We start from the raw sequence: 24812 nt of genomic DNA, 5'->3' as shown, positions 1-24812 counted from the left end.
CAAAAAAGGGCGACCGAAGTCGCCCTTTTTCATGAAGAACCGAACTTAGTTCTGGTTTTCCATCTGAGCACGGATCAGATCACCAATGGTGGTCGGGCCGGTGCTTTCAACTTCCTGCTTGGTGCGCAGCTCTTTCATCGCATCCTTCTCGTCTTCGACGTCTTTGGACTTGATGGACAGGCTGATCACGCGGGACTTGCGGTCGATGCTGATGATCTTGGCTTCGACTTCGTCGCCTTCCTTCAGCACGTTGCGCGCATCTTCAACGCGGTCACGGCTGATTTCGGACGCCTTCAGGGTCGCTTCGATATCGTTGCCCAGATCGATGATGGCGCCTTTGGCGTCAACTTCTTTCACGGTACCGCGAACGATGCTGCCCTTGTCATTGACGGCGGCGTAGTTGGAGAACGGATCGTCTTCCAGCTGCTTGATGCCCAGGGAGATACGCTCACGCTCCGGATCGACCGACAGGATAACGGTATCCAGCTCGTCGCCCTTCTTGAAGCGGCGAACGGCTTCTTCACCCGGCTCGTTCCAGGAGATGTCGGACAGGTGAACCAGACCGTCGATGCCGCCGTCCAGACCGATGAAGATACCGAAATCGGTGATCGACTTGATGGTGCCGGAGATGCGGTCGCCCTTGTTGAACTGGCCAGAGAAGTCTTCCCACGGGTTGGACTTGCACTGCTTGATGCCCAGGGAGATGCGACGACGCTCTTCGTCGATGTCCAGAACCATGACTTCCACTTCGTCGCCGACCTGTACGACCTTCGACGGGTGGATGTTCTTGTTGGTCCAGTCCATTTCGGAGACGTGCACCAGACCTTCGACACCTTCTTCCAGCTCGGCGAAGCAGCCGTAGTCGGTCAGGTTGGTGACGCGGGCCATGACGCGGGTGCCTTCCGGGTAACGCGCCTTGATGGCAACCCATGGGTCTTCGCCCAGCTGCTTCAGGCCCAGCGATACGCGGTTGCGCTCGCGGTCGAACTTCAGCACCTTGACATCGATCTCGTCGCCAACGTTGACGATCTCGGACGGATGCTTGATGCGCTTCCAGGCCATGTCGGTGATGTGCAGCAGACCATCGACGCCGCCCAGGTCAACGAACGCACCGTAGTCGGTGAGGTTCTTGACGATACCCTTGACCTGCTGGCCTTCCTGCAGGGATTCCAGCAGAGCTTCGCGCTCGGCGCTGTTCTCGGCTTCCAGCACGCTGCGGCGGGAAACGACAACGTTGTTGCGCTTCTGGTCGAGCTTGATGACCTTGAACTCGAGCTCTTTGCCTTCCAGGTGGGTAGTGTCGCGCACAGGGCGGACATCGACCAGCGAACCCGGCAGGAACGCACGAATGCCGTTGACGTCGACGGTGAAGCCACCTTTGACCTTGCCGTTGATGACGCCCTTGACCACTTCTTCTGCAGCGAAAGCCGCTTCCAGAACAATCCAGGATTCCGCGCGCTTGGCTTTTTCACGGGACAGCTTGGTTTCGCCAAAGCCATCTTCAACCGCGTCCAGAGCAACGTGGACCTCGTCACCCACCTTGATGGTCAGCTCGCCCTGCTCGTTGTAGAACTGCTCGACCGGGATGACGCCCTCGGACTTGAGGCCGGCATGTACGGTGACCCAGTCACCGTCGATGTCGACCACGATGCCGGTGATGATGGCGCCCGGCTGCATGTCGAGGGATTTAAGGCTTTCTTCAAAAAGTTCTGCGAAGCTTTCGCTCATGTTGATTCCTGCTGTTTTCGGGCGAGAATCCGCCCAATCTCCACATTCCAGACAATGTGGGTTCATTCATATAAAAAAAGGCCTGCGGGACTGGATCTGGTCTCCCACATGCCTCCTTGTTAACGGCTCGAGGCGCGCCTACCGGCTGCGCTGACCTCGAAGTCCGTTTGGCCGCCTTTCGGCGTTCCGATCATCCAGCCAAGTCGCGATCGGCGACTTCGCTCAGAATCCTTTGCAGCACTTCTTCGATGGAAAGTGTAGTGGAATCGAGCTGAATGGCATCTTCTGCCGGCTTCAACGGTGCCACCGCACGCTGGGTATCGCGCTCGTCGCGCTCCCGAATCTCCTCAAGAAGACTCGCGAGATTAACATCATCACCACGCGCCTTCAACTGCAAGTAGCGTCTGCGCGCACGTTCTTCCGCACTTGCAGTGAGGAAGATCTTCAGCGGCGCATCGGGGAACACGACGGTTCCCATGTCGCGCCCGTCGGCAACCAGGCCGGGGGCCTCGCGAAAGGCCTTCTGCCGTTGCAACAGCGCGGTCCGAACCACCGGCAACGCCGCGACCTGGGAAGCACCCGCACCGACGGTCTCGTTGCGAATGGCCTCGGTGACGTCCTCGCCTTCCAGAATGATGACCATGCCATGCCCATCGCGGGCAGCGCCGAATTGCACATCCAGATGCTCGGCAAGTACCTTCAGGGCTTCCTCGTTGGTCAGATCGACGCCGTGATTACGCGCAGCGAATGCCAGCAGACGGTACAGGGCGCCGGAGTCGAGAAAATTCCAGCCGAGCTTGCCCGCGAGCAGCGCAGCAACGGTTCCCTTGCCCGAGCCGCTAGGCCCGTCGATGGTGATGACTGGTACAGGCTTGATCATGAGGCGCCCTCCGCCTGAACCTGCATCCCGGCCCGCTGAGCCAGGTCCAGGAAATTGGGGAACGAGGTCGCCACGTTCGCGCAATCGTGGATGCGGATCGGACCGCTGGCGCGCAGCGCAGCGACGCTGAACGACATGGCGATACGATGATCACCGTGGGCCCAGACTTCACCGGAACCGATCATGCCACCCTCGATGACGATGCCGTCGGGTGTCGGTTCCGCCTTGATACCCAGCGTCTGCAGCCCGTCGGCCATGACCTGGATACGATCCGACTCCTTGACGCGCAGCTCCTCGGCACCGCGCAAGGTGGTGCGACCCTGGGCGCATGCCGCGGCAACGAAGAGCACAGGAAACTCGTCGATGGCCAGCGGCACCAGGTCTTCGGGAATGTCGATACCCTTGAGCTGCGCACCACGCACGCGGATATCGGCGACAGGCTCGCCGCCCACCTCGCGAAGGTTCTCCAGAGTGATATCGCCGCCCATCAGCTTGAGGATGTCGATCACACCGGTACGAGTCGGGTTGACCCCTACATGCTCGAGCACGATCTCCGAGCCCGGCGCAATGCTGGCCGCGACCATGAAGAAGGCCGCCGAGGAGATATCCGCCGGCACCTCGATATGGGTGCCACGCAGCTTGTGCCCCGGCTCGACGATCGCGGTGCGTCCTTCGACCGTTACCGGGTAGCCGAAACCGCGCAGCATCCGCTCGGTGTGATCACGAGTCGGTGCAGGCTCGGTGATGGAGGTCTGGTCGGCGGCATACAGCCCGGCCAGCAGCAGACAGGATTTGACCTGTGCGCTGGCCATCGGCATGTCGTAGTGCATACCGGACAGACGCTGGCCGCCACGAATGGTCAGCGGCGGACGACCTTCGGCAGCCGTCTCGATGACCGCGCCCATCTCGCGCAGCGGCTTGGCGACGCGATTCATCGGGCGCTTGGACAGCGAGGCATCGCCGGTAAGGGTGGTATCGAACGGCTGCGCCGCGAGCAAGCCGGACAACAGGCGCATGGAGGTGCCGGAGTTACCCAGATAGATCGGGCCAGGCGGCGGCTTCAGACCATGCAGGCCAACGCCATGGACGGTCACCCGCCCCTGCTGCGGGCCTTCGATGACCACACCCATGTCACGGAACGCCTGAATCGTGGCGAGGGCGTCTTCACCTTCGAGAAAACCCTCAACTTCGGTGGTCCCTTCCGCCAGGGAACCCAGCATGATCGAACGATGCGAAATGGATTTGTCGCCTGGGACACGCAGATGGCCGGTCAGGCTGCCGCCAGGGTTGGCGAGGAAAACGAGGTCATTGGAATGCATAACGTCCACATAGGCTCGGCGAGCCAGTATTTTGCTGAAATGTTCCCGGGCAGCCCGGGCGCGCGTGAACACGCCCAACAACCTGTGCCCGTCTCCTTCATCGACCGCGGCGCGCAGGGCGTCGAGGTCGGCACGAAAATCATCCAGGGTATGCAGCACGGCCTCGCGATTGGCGAGGAAGATGTCGTGCCACATCACCGGGTCGCTACCGGCAATACGGGTGAAATCACGAAACCCACCCGCCGCGTAACGGAAGATCTCGAGATTCTCATGGCGCTTGGCGAGCGAATCAACCAGACCGAAGGCCAACAGGTGCGGCAGGTGACTAGTGGCGGCCAGCACCTCGTCGTGGTGCGCCACGTCCATGTGCTCGACATCGGCACCGAGCGCCGCCCAAAGCCGGGTCACCAGCGCAAGCGCCTGCGGATCGGTGTTCTTCAGCGGAGTCAGTATGACCTTGTGGCGGCGGAACAGCGTGCTCTTGGCCGCCGTGACACCACTGAGCTCCGATCCGGCGATGGGATGGCCGGGAACGAAACGCGACGGCATCTCGCCGAACACGTTACGCGCGCAGCGCACCACATTGCCCTTGGCGCTGCCGACATCGGTGATCACGGCGGAGCCCAGGTCGAGCTTCGCCAGCTCGCCGAGCAGTCGTTCCAGGGCGAGGATGGGTGTGGCGAGCTGAATAACGTCGGCGTCACGGCAGGCTTCGGCCAGCGTGTCGGCACAGCGATCCACCACGCCCAGTTCGACCGCCAGTTCACGCGAGCGGGCGTCCAGATCGAAGCCGACCACCTCGCGGCTAAGGCCGGACTCACGCAGCCCCTTGGCAAACGAACCGCCAATCAACCCGAGCCCGATCACTACCAGGCGATCGATGACAGGTGCGGCTCGTTGTTCCACGGCGGCTGGGCTCACTGCTGCAGTACCTGCGCCAGCACGTCCAGAAAGCGTGCATTCTCACGCTCGGTACCAATGGAAACCCGCAGGAATGTCGGCATTCCGTAACCGGCTACCGGCCGCACGATCACACCCTCGCGCAAGAGTGCCTGATTGATCGGTGCAGCATCGCGGGCAAAATCCACCGCAATGAAATTGCCCCGCGAGGGAATCCACTCCAACCCCAACTGGCGGAAGCCGCGCTCCAGCTGAGCCATCCCGGCGTCGTTCACCCGGCGGCTGGCTGCCAGATAATCGACGTCATCCAGCGCCGCGCAGGCGGCGGCCAGCGCCAGGCTGTTCACATTGAAGGGCTGGCGAACGCGGTTCAACACGTCGGCGATCACCGGCGAGCTGATGGCGTAGCCGACGCGCAGGGCCGCCAGGCCATAGGCCTTGGAGAAGGTGCGCGAAACCAGCAGATTGGGATAGTCGGCGAGGTAGGCCAGCCCATCAGGCAGCTCCTGACCTTCGGCGTACTCGATATAGGCCTCGTCCAGCACCACCAGTACATGGGCTGGCACGCGCGCGAGGAAAGTACCCAACGCAGCGGCATCGAACCAGGTCCCGGTGGGGTTGTTGGGGTTGGCGACAAAGACGACCCGGGTGTTCTCGTCGATGGCATCGGCCATCGCGTCGAGATCGTGCCCCCAGTTCTTCGCCGCGACAGCACGCCCCTCGGCGCCGACGGCCTGGGTCGCGATCGGATAGACGGCGAAGGCGTGTTCGCTGAACACCGCGTTGAGCCCCGGTGCCAGATAGGCACGGGCGACCAGCTCGAGGATGTCGTTGGAACCATTGCCTAGCGTGACCTGGTGGACACCCACCGAATAACGCTGGGCAAGGCGCTGCTTGAGCACGAAGCCGTTACCGTCGGGGTAGCGGGTCAACTCGGAAAGCTCGGCCTGGATCGCTGCCAGCGCCTTCGGGCTGGGCCCCAGAGGGTTCTCATTGCTGGCCAGCTTGACGATTCCGGCGGGGTCCAGCTTCAACTCGCGCGCCAGCTCATCGACCGGCTTGCCTGGTACGTAAGGCGACAGCTTCTGCACGCCCGGCTGCGCCAGGGCAAGGAAATCACAACTCATTGGTTAGGCCTCAGGCTGCAGGCTCAGGCGGCAGGCACAAGCCTGTCGCCTGCCACCTGCTCCTGAAGCCCGGAGCCGCAATTAAAGTACTGCCTTGGGGTAGGAACCCAGCACCTTCAGCGCCACGGCTTCCTGGCCAATCTTCTCCAGCACGTCCTTGATCAGCGGATCCTGGTGGTGGCCGAGGAAGTCGATGAAGAACACATAGGTCCACTTGCCGCTGCGCGACGGCCGCGTCTCGATCCGGGTAAGGTCGATGCCATTGGTGTGGAACGGCACCAGCAGCTCGTGCAGCGCACCCGGCTTGTTGCGCATCGAGACAATGATCGACGTCTTATCGTCGCCGGTCGGCGGCACTTCCTGGTTACCGATGATGAGGAAGCGGGTGGAGTTGTCCGGGCGATCTTCGATCTTCTCCGCCAGCTTGGTCAGGCCGTACAGCTGGGCCGCCATGTCGCCGGCAATGGCGGCCGAGTTCCACTCGCTCTTGACCCGCTTGGCCGCATCCGCATTGCTGGAAACCGCCACCCGCTCGACGTTCGGATAATGCGCATCGAGCCACTTGCGACACTGCGCCAGCGATTGGGCATGGGAGTAGATGCGCGTAATGCGATCGGTCTTGGTGGTTTCGCCCACCAGCAGATGATGGTGGATGCGCAGCTCCACCTCGCCACAGATAACGATGTCGTGCTCGAGGAAGCTGTCCAGCGTGTGGTTGACCGCGCCTTCGGTGGAGTTCTCCACCGGCACCACGCCGAAGTTCACCGCACCGGCGACCACTTCGCGGAACACCTCATCGATCGCCGCCATCGGGGTGCTGATCACCGCATGGCCGAAATGCTTGAGCGCGGCGGCCTGAGAGAACGTCCCTTCCGGCCCCAGATAGGCCACGCGCAGCGGCTGCTCGAGCGCCAGGCAGGAGGACATGATCTCGCGGAACAGTCGGGCCATCTCTTCATTGTCGAGCGGCCCACGATTGAGTTCCATGATGTGTTTGAGCACCCAGGCTTCGCGTTCCGGGCGGTAGAACACCGCCGACTCGCCCTCGGCCAGCGCAGCGGTCTTGACCCGAGCCACTTCCTGGGCACAGCGGGCGCGCTCGCTGATCAGCTCGAGAATACGCTCGTCGAGACTGTCGATTCGAACCCGCAGCGCCTTCAGCTGATCGGCGTCGCTCATCAGCCGTGCTCCTTCTCGAACTCGGCCATGTAGGCCACCAGCGCCTCGACCGCATCCAGACCGACAGCGTTGTAGATCGAGGCGCGCATGCCGCCCACGGAGCGATGACCTTTCAGGTTCAGCAGGCCACGCGCGTCGGCACCAGCCAGGAAGGCCTTGTCCAGGCGCTCATCGGCCAGGCGGAACGGCACGTTCATCCACGAGCGCGCGTTGACGGCGATCGGGTTGGTGTAGAAATCGCTGGCATCGATGGCGCCGTAGAGCATGTCCTTCTTCGCGCGATTGCGCTTTTCCATCGCCTCGACGCCGCCCTGCTCCTTCAGCCACTCGAAAACCAGCCCCGAGAGATACCAGGAGAAGGTCGCCGGGGTGTTGTACATCGAGCCATTGTCGGCGGCGATCTTGTAATCGAGCATGGTCGGGCAGACGGAGCGTGCGTGGCCGAGCAGGTCCTCACGGACGATGACCACCACCAGCCCGGACGGGCCGATGTTCTTCTGCGCCCCGGCATAGATCAGGCCGAACTTCGACACGTCGATCGGCCGCGAAAGGATGTCCGACGACATGTCAACGACCAGTGGGGTATCGCCCAGCTCCGGCACCCAATCGAACTGCAGGCCGCCGATGGTCTCGTTGCTGGCGTAGTGCAAATAGGCCGCGCCATCGCTCAGCTGCCAGTCGTTCTGTCCGGGAATCGCGAAGTATTCGTAAGGCTTGGCAGTCGCCGCGACGTTCACGTGCCCGAAACGACGGGCCTCCTCGATCGCCTTGCGCGACCAGATGCCGGTATCGACATAGTCGGCCACGCCACCCTCGGGCAGCAGGTTCAGCGGAATCTCGGCGAACTGCTGGCTGGCCCCGCCCTGCAGGAACAGCACCTTGTAGTTCGACGGAATCGCCAGCAGATCGCGCAGATCCTGCTCCGCCTTTTCGGCGATGGCAGTGTAATCGTCGCTGCGATGGCTCATTTCCATGACCGACAGGCCCTTGCCATGCCAGTCGAGAAGCTCCGCCTGGGCGCGCTGAAGGACGGCTTCGGGAAGCGCAGCCGGACCGGCACAGAAGTTAAAGGCGCGTTTGCTCACTGCTGTTCTCTCGCTCTTGCTCGATATTGAATCCCGGGCTCGGCGGCCGGTTTCTTTACCGACCGCCTCGCTACCGTCTGCCCGGTGTGCTGCTTTCTATCGGATGGCGTTATCGCCAATCAGTCTTCGTCGTCGGTCGGCACCACGTCCGGCGACACATCGCCGCCACCGCCAAGCAATTCGTCTTCGCTCGGCTCGGTACTGATGACCGGCATTTCCTTCTCGAGGGCATCGTCATCGAGCAGCGCCTCGATGTCTTCCAGCACCTCTTCCTCGGACGGCTCCTGCACCCGCTCCAGACCGACCAGGTGTTCGCCTTTGCTCAGCTTGATCAGCGTGACGCCCTGGGTGTTGCGACCCAGCGAGGAGACTTCGTCGACGCGGGTCCGCACGAGCGTGCCTTGGTCGGAGATCAGCATGATCTCCTCGCCCTCGAGCACCTGTACGGCACCGACCAGCGGACCGTTGCGCTCGTTGGTCACCATGGCGATGACGCCCTGGCCACCACGACCGCGGCGCGGGAACTCTTCCATCGCCGTGCGCTTGCCATAACCGCGCACCGAGGCGGTGAGGATCTGCGCGTCGGGCTCCGGAATCAGCATCGAGATGATCCGCTGCCCTTCCGGCAGACGCATGCCACGCACACCGCGGGCATTGCGGCCCATGATGCGAACCTTGCTTTCCTTGAAGCGGATGACCTTACCGCCGTCGGAGAACATCATCACTTCCTGGGCACCATCGGTCACGGCAGCGGCGATCAGAGTGTCGCCCTCCTCCAGCTTCAGTGCGATGAGACCGGAAGTACGAGGCCGACTGAACTGCACCAGCGGTGTCTTCTTGACCGTCCCCTTGGCCGTCGCCATGAAGATGTAGGCACCGGTGGGTTCGTCCTTCTCATCGCTGTCGTCGTCGCCCTCGACATCGTCGACGTCGTCATGCTCGATCACCAGACCTTCGGCGTCATCCAGTTCCTCGTCACCCTCGGCAGCCTGCTTGCGCAGGGCCTCGAGATCGACCTGCAGCATGGCGGTGATGCGCTCGCCCTCGTCCAGCGGTAACAGGTTGACCAGTGGACGCCCACGCGAGGTGCGCGAGGCCTCGGGAATCTCGTAGGTCTTCAACCAGTAGACCTTGCCCTTGCTGGAGAACAGCAGCAGCGTGGTATGGCTGTTGGCAACCAGCAGATGCTCGACGTAGTCCTCTTCCTTCACCCCGGTCGCGGCCTTGCCACGGCCACCGCGGCGCTGCGCCTGATAGGCGGCCAGCGGCTGGGACTTGGCATAGCCACCATGGGAGATGGTGACGACGCGCTCTTCTTCGGTGATCAGGTCGGCCAGGGTCAGATCCAGACGAGACTCGAGGATCTCGGTGCGCCGCGCATCGCCGAAGTCGCGCTTCACGCCCTCCAGCTCCTCGCGGATGACTTCCATCAGCCGCACCGGATTGGTCAGGATACGGATCAGCTCACCGATCTGGGTGAGGATTTCCTGGTACTCGGCGAGCAGCTTCTCGTGCTCGAGACCGGTCAGGCGGTGCAGACGCAGGTCGAGGATCGCCTGGGCCTGCTCCGGCGAGAGGAAATACTTGCCGTCGCGCAGACCATACTGCGGGTCCAGATTCTCCGGACGGCAGGCGTCTGCCCCGGCGCGCTCGACCATCGCCTCGACCGCGCTCGACTCCCAGGCAGTGGAGATCAGCGCATCCTTGGCTTCGGCCGGCGTCGGCGAGGCCTTGATCAGGGCAATCACCGGATCGATGTTGGACAGCGCAACTGCCTGGCCTTCAAGGATGTGCCCGCGCTCGCGCGCCTTGCGCAGTTCGTACACGGTACGCCGGGTGACGACTTCGCGGCGGTGACGGACGAAGGCTTCCAGCAGTTCCTTGAGGTTCAGCGTGCGCGGCTGGCCATCGACCAGCGCCACCACGTTGATGCCGAACACGCTCTGCAGCTGGGTCTGGGCATAGAGGTTGTTGAGGATCACCTCCGGCACCTCGCCACGACGCAGCTCGATGACCACACGCATGCCGTCCTTGTCGGACTCGTCACGCAGCTCGGTGATGCCTTCGATCTTCTTCTCTTTCACCAGCTCGGCGATCTTCTCGATCAGCCGCGCCTTGTTCAGCTGATACGGCAGCTCGGTGATGACGATCTGCTGACGGCCGCCGACCTTGTCGATGTCCTCGATATCGGCGCGCGCACGGATATAAATGCGGCCACGACCGGTGCGATAGGCCTCGATGATGCCGGCGCGACCGTTGATGATGCCCGCGGTGGGGAAGTCGGGGCCGGGAATGAACTGCATCAGCTCATCGATGGTGATATCGGCGTTGTCGATCAGCGCCAGGCAACCATCGATGACTTCGCCCAGGTTGTGCGGCGGAATGTTGGTGGCCATGCCGACCGCGATACCGCTGGAGCCGTTGACCAGCAGGTTGGGTATCTTGGTCGGCATGACTGCCGGAATCTGCTCGGTGCCATCATAGTTGGGCACCCAGTCGACGGTTTCCTTGTCCAGGTCGGCCAGCAGCTCGTGCGCCAGCTTGGCCATGCGCACTTCGGTGTAACGCATTGCCGCGGCACTGTCGCCATCGACCGAACCGAAGTTGCCTTGACCGTCGACCAGCATGTAGCGCAGCGAGAACGGCTGCGCCATACGCACGATGGTGTCGTACACCGCGGAGTCGCCGTGCGGGTGGTACTTACCGATCACGTCACCGACCACACGGGCGGATTTCTTGTACGGCTTGTTCCAGTCGTTGCCCAGCTCGCTCATGGCGTAGAGCACGCGACGGTGCACCGGTTTCAGGCCATCGCGCGCGTCCGGCAGCGCACGGCCGATGATCACGCTCATGGCGTAATCAAGGTAGGACTGCTTGAGCTCGTCTTCGATATTGACCGGGAGGATTTCTTTGGCCAGTTCGCCCATGGAAGCCTGGTTCCTTATAGTCAGCAGGGTCCTGCGATAAGCGCGGGATGGTAACACAGACGGCGGCCATAAGCTGAGCCTTGCGCACAGCAAAACCGAGCCAGCGAGCCTTGCGGAATAACCTGGAGCCCCTCAGGCAGGAGCCTCGCAGAGCTTGCCGAGCGAAGGACATGCGCAGCCATCGAGATGGCGCGCAAGGTCGGCAGCGATTTCAGTGCAACCGCTTGCGGTTCATCAATTCGGTCATCTTCGCGGCGTTCGGGCGCTCGACCACCCCCTTCTCGGTGACGATGGCATCGATGAGATCGGCAGGCGTCACGTCGAACACGGGATTGAAAACTTCGATCTCGGCGGCAAAGCGCTGGCCATTGACCTCCAGCAGCTCGCTGCCGGCACGCTCCTCGAGGAGGATCTCGTCACCGCTTTCCAGAGCCATGTCGATGGTCGAACTGGGCGCCACCACCATGAAACGCACGCCGTGGTGCATCGCCAGCACCGCAAGCTGGTAGGTGCCGATCTTGTTCGCCACATCGCCGTTGGCGGTGATGCGATCCGCCCCGACGATCACCCAGGAAATACCGCGCGACTTCATCAGATGGGCGGCCGCCGAATCGACGTTCAACGTGGCCGGCACGCCATCGCCCAGCAGCTCCCAGGCGGTCAGGCGAGAACCCTGCAGCCAGGGGCGGGTTTCGTCCACGTAGACGCGCTCCACCAGCCCATCGAGATGCGCCGCGCGGATGACACCGAGCGCGGTGCCAAAACCGCCGGTCGCCAGGGCACCGGTGTTGCAGTGAGTAAGCAAGTTCTGCGGATTGCCCTGATGGCGACGAATGAGGTCGACACCGAACTGCGCCATGGCCAGATTGGCCTCCCGATCGCTCTCATGTATCGAGATGGCCTGGGCCTCCAGCGCCGCGCAAGGATCCTCGCCTGGCTTGAGGCGTTCGAGGCGTTCGCGCATCTGATTCAGCGCCCAGAACAGATTGACCGCCGTGGGACGCGATGCGGCAAGGAGCGCGACATCTTCCTCCAGCGCCTGCCGCCAATCACCACCGGCCGCCATGCGCGTACGGGCAGCCAGGACCAGCGCATAGGCCGCACTGATGCCGATGGCAGGCGCGCCGCGCACGACCATGTCGCGAATGGCGTCAGCGACCGCAGCGGCAGAATCGCAGCTGTGCCAGACCTCTTCGGTCGGCAGCTTGCGCTGATCGAGCAGGCTCAGACGATCGCCATGCCACTCGATCGATTTCACCTTTTCCGCGGCCAGCAGGCGCTCGCGCATGGCATTCCCCTCGTTCAGCTTCGTCGAAGCAGGACCCATGATGCGCCCCGCACAGCAAAGAAAAAGCCCGGCTCGCGACCGAACCGGGCTTTCTATCTCGATATGGCCGGGAACAGTGAGGCCTCGCATCCCGGGCGCGAATGCTAATGCACTGATTTTCCAAGTACAAGCGACGGCTATTGATGCCTGGTTCTGGCTGTTTTCCCCGGGCAGCGCCGCTCGATCTGTCAGCAGACCCACCGGATACGCTCGTCCATCCGAGCCAACTTGACCAGGCATGAGCCGCCTAATACTGTATCTATATACAGTTATCTGGATGCCGTACTCATGTCTTCCGTGGTCGCCCTTGACCGCCTGCTGGATGCTCGCCGCATCTGGCGTGGCCAGTCCGTTGCATCTCCTACGGCGGCCCAACCGACCGGACATGCCATGCTGGATGCGCTCTTGCCCGCTGGCGGCTGGCCGGATTCGGCACTCAGCGAAATTCTTTTCGCAGCCCCGGGGATCGGCGAGCTACGCCTGCTGTGGCCGACGCTCGCCAGGCTGACCAGCGCAGGCGAACGTGTCGTGCTGGTCGCCCCGCCCCATCGTCCCTGCCCCCAGGCCTGGCTTGCGGCTGGAGTGGATCTGCGCCATCTGGTCATCGTCCAGGCCAAGGACCGCGATGCCTTGTGGAGCGCCGAACAGTGCCTGCGCTCCGGCAGTTGCGCCGCCGTGCTGTGCTGGCCGCGACAGGCCGACGACCGCGCCCTGCGACGTCTGCAGATAGCCGCCGAAACCGGCCAGACCCTGGCCTTTGCCTATCGTCCGCTGCGCGAAGCGGAAAATCCGTCGCCTGCGGCATTGCGCCTGACCCTCGAGGCACAGCCGGTGCAACTACGGGTCATCAAGTGCCGCGGCGGCCTGGCTCCGGCCCGGCCGCTACCAGCCAGCGCCTGGCAATAGGTGCGACGATGCTCTGGGCCTGCATTCTACTGCCGCAACTGGCCATGGACGGCATCCTGCGCCACCGCGACGATGCCGCCGCACCACTGGTTCTGCTCGCCGGCCCGCCACAGCGCCGCGTGCTGCAGGCTGTCAACACCGCCGCCCGCAAGCTCGGCCTCAAACCAGGGCAATCGCTGGTCGCAGCCCAGGCATTGACCCACGACTTCGCCACTGCCGATTACGACCCGCTGATGATCGAACGCTGGCAGCAGTTTCTGGCGGCCTGGGGTTACGGCTACAGCGCCCAGGTCAGCTTGCACTACCCGCGCTGTCTGCTGCTGGAGGTGCATTCCAGCCTCGGCCTGTTCGGCCCCTGGCCACGATTCGAGAAGCGTCTGCGCGAGGAGCTCACAGACCTGGGCTTCCGCCACCGCATCACCCTGGCACCCAACCCGGCGGCCGCGCGCGTCCTCGCCAATGCCCATGACGGGCTGGCCGTGACCGATACGGCCACGCTGCATCAGGTGCTCGGGGTACTACCGATCGAGCGCCTCGGCCTGCCCCGCGAAGTCAGCACATCGCTGGTACGCATGGGCCTGCGCCATCTTCATCAACTGCTCGCCTTGCCGCGCGACAGCCTGGCCAGACGCTTTCCGGCCGAAGTGCTGGCCCAGCTCGACACCCTGCTCGGGCATCGGCCGCTACCTCTGGAGTTCTACCGCCCACCGGATGTCTTCGACACCCGCATCGAACTGAATTTCGAGGTGGAGTCCCACCAGGCCCTGCTGTTTCCATTGCGCAGACTGACCGCCGACCTGGCCGCCTTTCTCGCCGGGCGGGACAGCGGCGTCCAGCGTTTCAGTCTGTACCTGGAACATCGCACCCTGCCCGACAGCGAGGTGCCGGTCGGCCTGCTCAGTACCGAACGCGAGCCCGCCATGCTGTTCGAACTGACTCGTGGCCGCCTCGAGCACCTGCAACTGCCGGCCCCCGTCCTGGCCGTGCGTCTGCTGGCTCGTGATCTGCCAGCCTTCACGCCGGCCCATCAGGCCTTGTTCGACGAGCGCCCGCAGCAGAATGTGCCCTGGGAGCAACTGCGCGAACGCCTCCGCGCCCGACTGGGCGACGATGCCGTAGTCTCGCTGAGCGCACGAGCGGACCACCGCCCGGAATGCGCCTGGCGGGAAAGCAGCCTCGCCCACACCGACCCCTTGCCCCAAGCAGGTTTGCGCCCCGGCTGGCTGCTGAACACCCCGCAACCCTTGCGCGAAGAGGGTCTGCTCACCCTGGCTGGCCCCGAGCGCATCGAGTCCGGCTGGTGGGATGGTGCCGACGCGCGGCGCGACTACTATCGGGTGCAAACCACTACCGGCCAACAGGGTTGGGCGTTTCGCGCCCTTACCGGCGGGCCGCTGCTGCTGCACGGCTGGTTCGCATGAACGCCGAATACGCCGAGCTGCACTGCCTGTCCAACTTCAGCTTCCAGCGGGGTGCATCCAGCGCGCGCGAACTCTTCGAGCGCGCCAAGCGCCAGGGCTATGACGCTCTGGCGATCACCGACGAATGCAGCCTGGCCGGTATCGTGCGCGCCTGGCAGGCCTCGAAGGACACCGGTCTGCCGCTGATCATTGGCAGCGAGGTGCAGATCGAGGGCGGGCCCAAACTGGTCTTGCTGGTGGAGAACCTGACCGGCTACCAGGCCTTGTGCCAGCTGATCACCCGTGCCCGCCGAAGGGCCGAGAAAGGTCGTTACCAGGCGCTGCGCGAAGACCTGAGCGAGGGATCGCTAGAGGGACTGCTGGCGATCTGGCTGCCCGGTCACGCCGGCGCCGACACCGACGGTCGATGGCTGCTCGAGCGTTTTCGCGAGCGGCTGTGGCTCGGCATCGAACTGCATCGAGGGCCGGACGACGCGCTGCAGCTGCGGCAATCCCTGACCCAGGCTTCACGCCTGGGCATACCCGCCGTGGCCTGTGGCGACGTGCACATGCATGCCCGCGGTCGACGGGCATTGCAGGACTGCATGACCGCCATCCGCCACCATCTGCCGGTCGCCGAGGCCGGATGCCACCTCTTTCCCAATGGCGAACGCCACCTGCGGTCGCGCGAGGAGCTGGCCCAGCTCTATCCGGCCGCACTGCTCAGCGAAACCCTTCGCATCAGCCAGCGCTGTCATTTCCAGCTCGATCAGCTGAAATATCACTACCCCCACGAACTGGTCCCGCCTGGACATGACACCACCTCATGGTTGCGCAAGCTGGTCGAGGATGGCGCACGCTGGCGCTGGCCGGACGGCATCCCGGAAAAGGCCCGCGCGCAGATCGAACATGAACTGGAGCTGATCGCCGACCTGCATTACGAAAGCTATTTCCTGACCGTGCATGACATCGTTCGCTTCGCCCGCGAGCGGGGCATTCTCTGCCAGGGTCGGGGCTCGGCGGCCAACTCGAGCGTCTGCTTCGTACTGGGCATCACCGAACTCGACCCGGTGCGCAGCAAACTGTTGTTCGAGCGTTTCCTCTCCCGCGAGCGCAACGAGCCACCCGATATCGACGTGGATTTCGAGCACGACCGCCGCGAGGAGGTCATCCAGTACGTCTTTCAGCGCTACGGGCGTAATCGCGCCGCCCTCACCGCCGTCGCCAGCAGCTACCGCGCCACCGGCGCCCTGCGGGATGTCGCCAAGGCGCTGGGCCTGCCGCCGGACCAGATCAACGCCCTGGCCGGCTGCTGTGGACGCTGGAGTGAGCACATACCCGACGACTCGCGACTGCGCGAGGCCGGCTTCGACCCGGACAATCCGATTCTGCGCCGGGTCCTGGTGCTGACCGATGCGCTTATCGGCTTTCCCCGTCACCTGTCCCAGCACCCTGGCGGCTTCGTGATCTCCGAACAGCCGCTCGACACCCTGGTGCCGATCGAGAATGCCAGCATGGCCGACCGCACGGTGATCCAGTGGGACAAGGACGACCTCGATGCGGTCGGTCTGCTCAAGGTCGACGTGCTGGCACTGGGCATGCTCAGCGCGATACGTCGCTGTTTCGACCTGATCGAACACTATCGCGGCACGCGCTGGACCATCGCCACGCTGCCCGCAGAGGACAAGCCCACCTACGAGATGATCAGTCGGGCCGATACGATCGGCGTGTTCCAGATCGAATCACGCGCACAGATGGCCATGCTGCCACGCCTGCGCCCGAAGACCTTCTACGACCTGGTCATCCAGGTCGCCATCGTCCGCCCCGGACCGATCCAGGGCGACATGGTGCATCCCTACCTGCGCCGACGTAACAAGGAAGAAGAGGTGGATTACCCGTCCGAAGAACTGAAACCGGTGTTCGAGCGCACCCTTGGCGTGCCCCTTTTTCAGGAACAGGTGATGGAACTGGCGATCGTGGCGGCCGAATACACTCCAGACGAGGCCGACAAGCTGCGCCGTGCCATGGCCGCCTGGAAGCGTCACGGCAGCCTGGAACCCCACCGCGTGCGACTGACCGAGCGAATGCTCGCCAAAGGCTACCAGCCCGATTTCATCGCGCGGATCTTCGAGCAGATCAAAGGGTTCGGCAGCTACGGTTTTCCCGAATCACACGCGGCGAGTTTTGCCCTGCTCACCTATGCCAGCTGCTGGCTGAAACGCCACGAGCCGGCTGCATTTGCCTGCGCCCTGATCAACAGCTGGCCGATGGGCTTCTACAACCCTGACCAGATTCTCCAGGACGCCCGTCGCCACCGGCTGGAAATCCGCCCGGTGGACGTTCGCCACAGCGGCTGGGATTGCAGCCTCGAGCCAAGCCGCCAGGCACAGCCGGCCATCCGCCTGGGGCTACGCATGGTGCGCGGCTTTCGGGAAGCCGATGCCCAGCGCATCGAAGCCGCACGCCAACGCCAGCCATTCACAGATATCCATGACCTGTGCCTTCGCGCCGAGCTCGAACCGCGTGCGCGCGAGCAGCTCGCCGATGCCGGCGCCCTCCGCGGCCTGGCCGGCCATCGCCATCGAGCGCGCTGGGCCGTTGCCGGAATCGAACCACAGCTACCGCTGTTCGCCAGCCTGCCCGCACCGGAGGAAACCTCCATCAACCTGCCATTGCCTTCGGTGGGTGAAGACCTTTTCAACGACTACGCGACCCTTGGCACGACGCTGGGGCCGCATCCTTTGCTCCTGCTACGAGATGAGCTCAAGGCCCGGCGCTGCCGCAGTTCTCGGGAACTGGGCACGATCGAGCATGGCCGCCCGGTCAGCGTTGCCGGCCTGGTGATCGGCCGACAACGCCCACAGACCGCCAGCGGTGTCATCTTCGTCACCCTGGAGGACGAGTTCGGCATGGTCAATGTGGTGGTCTGGCGCGACCTGGCCGAGCGCCAGAGGCGACCCTTGCTCCAGTCTCAACTGCTTCGTGTGGATGGCCATCTGGAGTCGGCCAGCGGCGTACGACATCTCATCGCCGGCCGCCTGAGCGACCTCACGCCCCTGCTCACAGGGCTCGATGTGCGTAGCCGCGATTTTCAGTGATCGAGCGGCCCCGTCAGCAAGCCGGAGAGGAGGCGCATGGCGGGAACAAGGCATTACTTCTCCGATGCCTCGAATGAAGACCCGCCGTGGTGAACGTCAACAAAGCAGCGGCGGCTAGCGGCGCTCCCAACAGCGCTGCCGGCTTTTATATATGAGCGTGTGGAGCCTGCCTTGAATCCGGGCGACCGCCATCCGCCCATTTCTAAATAATCACTTACAAGCCGATAGCCGGTCAGCGCCGTGCCCGCCCGCCACTTGGCGTACCTCCCAGCGGAAGCTTGGTAAGCTGGCGGCGTTCCACGGTCATTGGGGGTTCCGTGTTTTCACTCAAGCGCAAAGGTGATTTCCGTCTGCAGCTGACCCGCACGCTGAAGCAGCCTGGACGGCACAAGATCGAGCTGTATCTGTTCACTCCGCACGAAAGCAACCTGTCGGCATGGACCCTGTCGGAAGAGCAGTTTTTCTTTACTACCCTGACGCACAGTTTCGGGCTGCTGGGCATGCCATCGAAGGACCGCATCAGCAAGGCCGATCAATCCTTCGTACTGCTCTCTCCGCACTACGAAATCATGTATGGCTCCTGGTTCTTCCAGTATCAGGCTTCAATGGAGCGGCTGCGCCAGCAGATGCTCACGTCCGGGGCTGTGGCAGAGCCCATAGCGCGTGCCCTGCGGCTTAGTCAGAACTTTGCGCAACGTTTGCGCAAATCCAACCCGAAGCAGAGCAATCAGCAGCGCTACTTCCGTCAGATGGACATCTATTTCTCATGGCATGCCGAGCAATTCCTGCTGGAAAGCATGACCCTAGAGGGCTACGCGGCCATCGATGAAGAGCTCAAGCAATCGGTGGCGGAATTCCTGCGCCAGGAACGTAGATACCGCAAGGAGCGCGAGTACCTGAGCGACTTCCACGGAACCCCGACACGGATATGGAACCGCATGGCGCTGTATCACCGGCTGCTGGAGTATCCGGTGATGTTGCGCTCGAAGGTCACGGAGCTGGGGGCCGGCACCCACAAGCTGGTCAAGGCGATGTCGACGATGCTGATCATGTCGTTCTTCACGTACTTCCTGTTCAACGCGCGCGGCGCCAGCGAGAAACTCTCGCTCACCCTTCTGCTGGTGATCGCGCTGGTCTATGCCGTTCGCGATCTGCTGCGCGACGACATGATCACGGCCATCACCCGCAGACTGCGCAAAGGCAAGCCGCGCTGGAAGATTCGCTTGCTGATGCCCTACACCCGCAAGGTGCTCGCGCAGCAACGGGTCTGGCTCGACTATCGCAAGCTGCCCGATCTGCCACCGTTAGTTCGAGAACACTCGGGCAAGTGGGCGACCAACGAGGAGCGGCAAATCATCTGCTATCGCGTGCTGATGACCCTGGACAAGGCAGCACTGGAGCACGACGAGATTCGGGAGCGACTCACGCTGGATTGCGAACAGCTTTGCGCAATGATCCAGGCGAGCCACAACAAGCTGTTCGCCCAGACAGAAGGCGATGACTCCGCTAGCGACGACAACAAAGGTTCAGTCCAGGCCCACCCCATCGAGAAGCAGCACGACTACAACTTGCTGCTGCTGCACACCAATCCGGGCGAGCACTTTCCATCGGCCCAGCGGTGGCGCCTGAGGCTTGGCACCAACGGCATCGTGCAATGCGAAAGCAAGAAGGCCCACTGGCCTGAACCACCAGAGCTACAACACTCCGCCTGGCATCGACTGAGCCGCCTGTGGCGACGGGGATGAACCCATTGCCGCCCCACTGAGCCCGCCAGTGAGCAACGCAAACGGCGATGGGACAGGCTCCGTAGTCTCCGCATCAAAGCAGCAATATGAGGTGCGCCCCTGAACCCGGGCGACCAGTCGCCGATTTCTTAACTAATCGGTCAACAAGCCCATAGCGCACCATCACCGTGCACCGCTTCGGACAGAGGCTGTCTCAAGGTTGGCGCCGTTTCGTTGCCCTCGGGCACGTACCAGACTTTTGCCTGTGGACCCCAGCGGGCCCCAAGCGCTTTAGCCTCGTCCTTCTCCGCAAACGGAACCTTCAAGTCAACGCGAGCCACACGGGTTTTCCTGAGACGGGTGAGTCTGCCCTGGCTTCGCCGGGCTCTGGTGTAGCGACCGAAGAATAACAAGGCTGCACCGAGGCCTGTGAAGCCGGCTGACATGCGTGGCGATGCGCGGCCTGTCAGCACTGCGCCCATATCGCCTTGCTGCACCTTCAGATTGCCTTCTACAGTAATGATTCGTCCCTGTTCAGAAGCTTGCCCGATGCTCACCGACGCCCTCGCCCGCTTCCCGCGCCTTGAATTGATCACCACCCCCACGCCCCTGGAACACTTGCCGCGGCTGTCGCGTCACCTGGGTCGTGATATCTGGATCAAGCGCGACGACCTCACCCCGCTGGCCCTCGGTGGCAACAAGGCGCGCAAGCTCGAATACCTCGGTGCCGACGCCCTGGCTCTGGGCGCCGATGTGCTGGTAACCGCCGGTGCCATCCAATCCAACCATGTGCGCCAGACCGCAGCCCTGGCGGCCAGACAGGGTCTTGGCTGCCTGGCGCTGCTGGAGAATCCGCTGGGCACGAACGAGGACAACTACCTGGGCAATGGCAACCGCCTGCTGCTCGACCTGTTCGGCAGCGAGGTCGAAGCGGTCGCCAACCTGGATAACGCCGATGAGTTGCTGCAGGCGTCGGCCGAGCGTCTGCGCAGCGCTGGGCGCAGACCCTACGTGGTGCCCATCGGTGGCTCCAATGCGCTTGGTGCGTTGGGCTATGTACGCGCCGGCCTGGAGCTGGCCGAGCAGATGCATGGCGCGGGCGAGGATTTTGCCGCCGTGGCCCTCGCGTCCGGCAGCGCCGGAACCCACAGCGGCCTGGCGCTGGCGCTGGCGCATGCCCGGCCGAGCAGCCGGGTGGTCGGGGTCACGGTATCGCGGCCACAGGCGACACAGCGGCCCAAGGTCGAGGGGCTGCTGCAGCGCACCGCCGAGCTGCTCGGCGTCCAGGTTCCAGCGGGATTGCAGGTCGAACTGTGGGACCAGTATTTCGCCCCGCGCTACGGTGAACCGAATGCCGCCACTCTGGCCGCGATCCGCCTGCTGGCCGAACAGGAAGGCGTGCTGCTCGATCCGGTTTATACCGGTAAGGCCTTCGCCGGCCTGCTCAACGGGCTGGCCCGGGGCGCCTTCCCCGGAACGGGCCCGCTGCTGTTTCTGCACACCGGTGGTGCCCCGGCATTGTTCGCCTATTATCCATGGGCACTGGGTGCATAACGCCATATTCCTTTAGCGTTGATTCTGATGCTTTCTAATTATTTTCTCGAATAAATGTCCGTCGTTAGAGTTGTGTGACCTTTCCGTTCCCCTGGAGGCCTGCCATGACGTTTGCGATCCTGCGTCGCCATTTCCTGCTCGGCAGTCTGAGCCTGCTGCTCGGAAGCCTGTTCATGCCGGCATTCGCGGCCGATCTATTGGATGAGATCAAGTCCAACGGCACCCTCGAGGTCGGCCTCGAAGGCACCTACCCACCCTTCAACTACCAAGACGAAAGCGGTGAGCTGACCGGTTTCGAGGTGGACTTCGCCAATGCGCTGGCAGAGGAGTTGGGGGTCAAGGCCGAGTTCCAGCCGACCAAGTGGGACGGCATCCTCGCCGCCCTGGAATCCAAGCGCCTGGACGTCGTGATCAACCAGGTGACCATTTCCGAGGAGCGCAAGCAGAAATACGACTTCTCCACGCCCTACACCGTCTCCGGCATCCAGGCCCTCACCCGCAAAGCCGATGCGGACAGCATCAAGCTTCCGACCGACCTCGCCGGCAAGAAGGTCGGGGTTGGCCTTGGCACCAACTACGAGCAGTGGCTGAAGGAGAACGTGCCTCAGGCCGATATCCGCACCTATGACGATGACCCGACCAAGTTCCAGGACCTCGCCGTCGGCCGCATCGACGTGATCCTAGTCGACCGACTGGCCGCCTTCGAGATGGTCGAGAAAACCGGCAATCGCCTGGCGGTGGCCGGTGAAGCCTTCTCCCGCCAGGAGTCCGGCGTTGCCCTGCGCAAGGGCAACCCGCAGCTGCTCGCCGCCATTAACGAAGCCATAGCCAAGCTGCGCGCCGACGGCACGCTCAAAGAGCTATCGGAGAAGTGGTTCGGGGCTGACGTCACGCAATGATCGAGGGCAGCCTGCAGCTGGTCCTGGACTCCCTGCCCTTCCTGCTCAAGGGCGCGTGGTGGACCGTGGTGCTGAGCCTGAGTGGGATGTTCTTCGGCCTGCTGCTGGGCTTCGGTCTGGCGCTGCTGCGGCTGTACGCGTTCTGGCCGCTGCAGTGGCTGGCGAGGGTCTATGTCTCGTTCTTCCGCGGCACGCCGCTGCTGGTGCAGCTGTTCATGATCTATTACGGCCTGCCGCAACTGGGCATCCAGCTCGACCCGCTGCCGGCGGCGCTGATCGGTTTCTCGCTGAACATGGCGGCCTACACTGCGGAGATTCTGCGCGCCGCCATCGCCTCCATCGACCGTGGCCAGTGGGAGGCGGCAGCCAGCATCGGCATGGGCCGCGCGCAGACCCTGTACCGGGCCATCCTGCCGCAGGCCGCACGCACCGCCCTGCCCCCGCTGGGCAACAGCTTCATCTCGCTGGTCAAGGACACCGCCTTGGCTGCCACCATCCAGGTGCCGGAGCTGTTCCGCCAGGCGCAGCTGATCACCGCGCGCACGTTCGAGATCTTCACCATGTACCTGGCCGCTGCGCTCATCTACTGGTTGCTGGCCAGCGTGCTGGCGTACTTCCAGGGACGCCTGGAACACAGGGTCAACCGCCACGAGCAGGACGCCTGATGATCACCGTGCGCAACCTGAGAAAATCCTTCAATGGCCAGGAGGTGCTCAAGGGCATCGACCTGGACATCGCCCCCGGCGAGGTGCTGGCGATCATCGGCCCCAGCGGTTCGGGCAAGACCACCCTGCTGCGCTGCCTCAACCTGCTGGAGCAACCCAGCGGCGGGCAGATCGGCGTGGGTGAGATCCACATCGACGCAGACCGGCCGCTCAAGGCACAGCAGGGGCTGATCCGCGAGCTGCGCCAGCACGTCGGCTTCGTGTTCCAGAACTTCAACCTGTTCCCCCATCGGACCGCCCTCGAGAACGTCATCGAAGGCCCGGTGCAGGTGAAGAAGGAACCTCGCGGCGAGGCCATCGAGCGCGGCCGGGCACTGCTGGCCAAGGTCGGGCTGGAGGGCAAGGAAGATGCGTATCCCAGGCGCCTCTCCGGCGGTCAGCAACAGCGCGTGGCGATTGCCCGCGCGCTCGCGATGCAGCCCGACGTGATCCTGTTCGACGAGCCGACCTCGGCGCTGGATCCGGAACTGGTCGGCGAGGTGCTTACCACCATCCGCGGTCTGGCCGAGGAAAGGCGCACCATGGTCATCGTCACTCATGAGATGAGCTTTGCCCGCGACGTGGCCGACAGGGCGATCTTCATCGACGGCGGGGTGATCGTCGAAAAGGGTGACGCCAGGCAGCTGCTCAGTGCACCGCAGCACGAACGCACGCGACAGTTTTTGAGCAAGTTTATTGGCGGCAACCACGTGAACTAGATCGCCCGATTGCCAGTGCCTTCGCCGCTTTGCGATCGGCTTGCCCGGTCTGGTTCATCTTCTGCCATCTCTCGTCTGGGATCATCTTTCCGGGTACTCCGCTGAGCCATCGGCGCGACTCGGCTGGAATGCCCTTTTCCCTTCAACGCCGCCTCGATCGTAGCAATGCCGATTTTGCGCATGAGAAAAAGCTGAAGCGAATTGTGTAGCTCGCCAGATCTTGTCGCTCATGTTGACAGGACGAAGTTCGGTAGAACGAACTGGCCGAGCTCTTCGATAACCTCGCTCGCGGGGCGCTGGCCGTATTTCAGATTGACGATCACATGGTTAACCCCGATCTCCTGCAAACTTTCCAGCAACGAGATCAGGTGATATCGCCCTAGTTGATAGCCCAGGTGGATCGGGCGAGGTGGTGTCTGCGGGCTATCCGTCAGGTCGATGTATAGCGACTGGGTGAAGGGTTTGAACAGCTCACCGCATTCGGTACGAACCGCAGCGCGCCAGCTCTCGACAATCAGTTGCTGAGTCTTCGGTGCGCGCGGATAACTGATCCAGCCATGACTGTAGCGGGCGATCCATTCCAGCGTCTGGCGGCTATGGCCGGTGACAAAGAAAGGAATTTCCGCCGTGGTCGGCTTGGGAATCAGATCCGCGCCCTCAAGCGCCCCTCCGGACCAAGTCAAAGGCACGAAACTGCTGCGCTGAACCTCGCGAAATACTGCGAGGTATTCGCGGAACAGGCTGTCGCGTTGCTCCGGGTCGACACCGAATGCGGGGAACTCCACCGGCCGGTCACCAGAAGCCACACCGAGTAACAGGCGGCCACCGCTGAGCTGATCGACACTGGTTGCAGCCTTGGCGGTATGCAGGGGATTGCGGATTGGCAGGATGATCGAGGCGGTACCCAGCGCAATCGTGCGTGTGTGTGCGGCCATGAAACCCAGGTAGACCCAAGGATCGAAGACCTGACCCGAATCGCCGAAACTGGGGTCACGTAGCGGCACGTCGCGAAACCAGAGAGCAGAAAAACCCAGCTTGTCGGCACGTTGGGCCAGTCTCGCCTGGTCGAGCATGCTCGGCGTATCACCGGAAAAGGCTTCGAGGGGGAAGAAAAGACCCAGGGTCAGGCGGCCTTGGCGGTATGTGCGCTGAAAGCCAGGTTGTTGCTGATAGGGAATGGAATTCGGAGTGAACATGCGCCCTCCTACCTATTTCAAAAGATGTTGAGGAGCTGAGCGAAATCCTTGCGAGCGGATATCAAATCAGCGTTATCAAGGCCACTTGGAACTTCGCGCAGGGCGTTTGTAGTGGTCCAGGGACGATGCGTTGCGAGGTC

18 protein-coding genes are annotated in these 24812 nt (G+C 63.2%); 8 read left to right on the top strand and 10 right to left on the bottom strand.

All coding sequences use genetic code 11. The features are described 5' to 3' along the window. Nucleotides 1–45 precede the first annotated feature (45 nt). The 8 genes from rpsA to mtnA all read right to left on the bottom strand — a co-directional run bounded on the left by rpsA (nucleotide 46) and on the right by mtnA (nucleotide 12433). The gene (gene rpsA / locus VF716_RS20190; RefSeq protein ID WP_013982964.1) at nucleotides 46–1728 is read right to left on the bottom strand and encodes a 30S ribosomal protein S1; all 1683 of its coding nucleotides are present in this window, start codon (nucleotides 1726–1728) and stop codon (nucleotides 46–48) included. A gap of 190 nt (nucleotides 1729–1918) precedes the next feature. Next, the gene (gene cmk, locus VF716_RS20185; RefSeq protein ID WP_011913458.1) at nucleotides 1919–2608 is read right to left on the bottom strand and encodes a (d)CMP kinase; all 690 of its coding nucleotides are present in this window, start codon (nucleotides 2606–2608) and stop codon (nucleotides 1919–1921) included. Next, on the bottom strand, nucleotides 2605–4833 hold the full coding sequence (locus VF716_RS20180) for a bifunctional prephenate dehydrogenase/3-phosphoshikimate 1-carboxyvinyltransferase (protein WP_095461330.1): 2229 nt from the start codon (nucleotides 4831–4833) through the stop codon (nucleotides 2605–2607). Before VF716_RS20180 ends, cmk begins: the two co-directional genes overlap by 4 nt. 11 nt (nucleotides 4834–4844) lie before the next feature. Beyond that, nucleotides 4845–5954, bottom strand: coding sequence for a histidinol-phosphate transaminase (hisC, locus tag VF716_RS20175; RefSeq protein WP_045158578.1), 1110 nt, complete (start codon nucleotides 5952–5954; stop codon nucleotides 4845–4847). A gap of 81 nt (nucleotides 5955–6035) precedes the next feature. After that, on the bottom strand, nucleotides 6036–7133 hold the full coding sequence (gene pheA / locus VF716_RS20170) for a prephenate dehydratase (protein WP_011913461.1): 1098 nt from the start codon (nucleotides 7131–7133) through the stop codon (nucleotides 6036–6038). Beyond that, a complete protein-coding gene (gene serC / locus VF716_RS20165; protein ID WP_053527215.1) occupies nucleotides 7133–8218 on the bottom strand; it encodes a 3-phosphoserine/phosphohydroxythreonine transaminase in 1086 nt (361 codons plus the stop codon). Before serC ends, pheA begins: the two co-directional genes overlap by 1 nt. Before the next feature lie 119 nt (nucleotides 8219–8337). Continuing rightward, complete coding sequence (gene gyrA / locus VF716_RS20160) at nucleotides 8338–11145, bottom strand: DNA gyrase subunit A (RefSeq protein ID WP_019406882.1); 2808 nt, start codon at nucleotides 11143–11145, stop codon at nucleotides 8338–8340. Between the two features lie 211 nt (nucleotides 11146–11356). Beyond that, on the bottom strand, nucleotides 11357–12433 hold the full coding sequence (gene mtnA / locus VF716_RS20155) for an S-methyl-5-thioribose-1-phosphate isomerase (protein ID WP_041755524.1): 1077 nt from the start codon (nucleotides 12431–12433) through the stop codon (nucleotides 11357–11359). A gap of 327 nt (nucleotides 12434–12760) precedes the next feature. Here mtnA and imuA point away from each other — a divergent pair, with 327 nt between their 5' ends. From imuA to VF716_RS20135, 4 genes are all read left to right on the top strand, one after another. Next, nucleotides 12761–13378 (top strand): translesion DNA synthesis-associated protein ImuA, encoded by a 618-nt coding sequence (gene imuA / locus VF716_RS20150; protein WP_019406884.1) that lies wholly within the window; start codon nucleotides 12761–12763, stop codon nucleotides 13376–13378. A gap of 8 nt (nucleotides 13379–13386) precedes the next feature. Further along, a complete protein-coding gene (locus tag VF716_RS20145) occupies nucleotides 13387–14799 on the top strand; it encodes a Y-family DNA polymerase (RefSeq protein ID WP_011913466.1) in 1413 nt (470 codons plus the stop codon). Then, complete coding sequence (locus VF716_RS20140) at nucleotides 14796–17876, top strand: error-prone DNA polymerase (RefSeq protein WP_041755525.1); 3081 nt, start codon at nucleotides 14796–14798, stop codon at nucleotides 17874–17876. Before VF716_RS20145 ends, VF716_RS20140 begins: the two co-directional genes overlap by 4 nt. A gap of 317 nt (nucleotides 17877–18193) precedes the next feature. Next, nucleotides 18194–19621, top strand: a complete 1428-nt coding sequence (locus VF716_RS20135) for a hypothetical protein (RefSeq protein WP_011913468.1) — start codon at nucleotides 18194–18196, stop codon at nucleotides 19619–19621. Between the two features lie 140 nt (nucleotides 19622–19761). Here VF716_RS20135 and VF716_RS20130 read toward each other — a convergent pair whose 3' ends face one another. Then, nucleotides 19762–20046: a DUF5710 domain-containing protein gene (locus VF716_RS20130; RefSeq protein WP_230624821.1), complete on the bottom strand. Its 285-nt coding sequence runs from the start codon at nucleotides 20044–20046 to the stop codon at nucleotides 19762–19764. Between the two features lie 103 nt (nucleotides 20047–20149). Here VF716_RS20130 and VF716_RS20125 point away from each other — a divergent pair, with 103 nt between their 5' ends. From VF716_RS20125 to tcyN, 4 genes are all read left to right on the top strand, one after another. Beyond that, nucleotides 20150–21154 carry a D-cysteine desulfhydrase gene (locus VF716_RS20125; protein WP_020308830.1) on the top strand — a complete coding sequence of 335 codons (1005 nt, stop codon included), beginning with the start codon at nucleotides 20150–20152 and terminating at the stop codon, nucleotides 21152–21154. Nucleotides 21155–21258: 104 nt separating this feature from the next. Next, nucleotides 21259–22053, top strand: coding sequence for a cystine ABC transporter substrate-binding protein (gene tcyJ, locus VF716_RS20120; RefSeq protein ID WP_011913470.1), 795 nt, complete (start codon nucleotides 21259–21261; stop codon nucleotides 22051–22053). Then, a complete protein-coding gene (tcyL, locus tag VF716_RS20115; protein ID WP_011913471.1) occupies nucleotides 22050–22718 on the top strand; it encodes a cystine ABC transporter permease in 669 nt (222 codons plus the stop codon). The genes tcyJ and tcyL overlap by 4 nt, the downstream gene beginning before the upstream one ends. Further along, nucleotides 22718–23476 (top strand): L-cystine ABC transporter ATP-binding protein TcyN, encoded by a 759-nt coding sequence (gene tcyN / locus VF716_RS20110; protein ID WP_011913472.1) that lies wholly within the window; start codon nucleotides 22718–22720, stop codon nucleotides 23474–23476. The genes tcyL and tcyN overlap by 1 nt, the downstream gene beginning before the upstream one ends. 227 nt (nucleotides 23477–23703) lie before the next feature. Here the strand turns inward: tcyN and VF716_RS20105 are convergent, their stop codons facing one another. Then, nucleotides 23704–24672, bottom strand: a complete 969-nt coding sequence (locus tag VF716_RS20105) for an LLM class oxidoreductase (protein WP_011913474.1) — start codon at nucleotides 24670–24672, stop codon at nucleotides 23704–23706. Between the last annotated feature and the right edge of the window lie 140 nt (nucleotides 24673–24812).

It is taken from the genome of Stutzerimonas sp. Brlt_14, from assembly GCF_051948915.1.
Lineage (GTDB): Bacteria > Pseudomonadota > Gammaproteobacteria > Pseudomonadales > Pseudomonadaceae > Stutzerimonas > Stutzerimonas stutzeri.
Note: the sequence above shows the minus strand (reverse complement) of the source record. Positions and strands in the feature narration are given on the sequence as shown.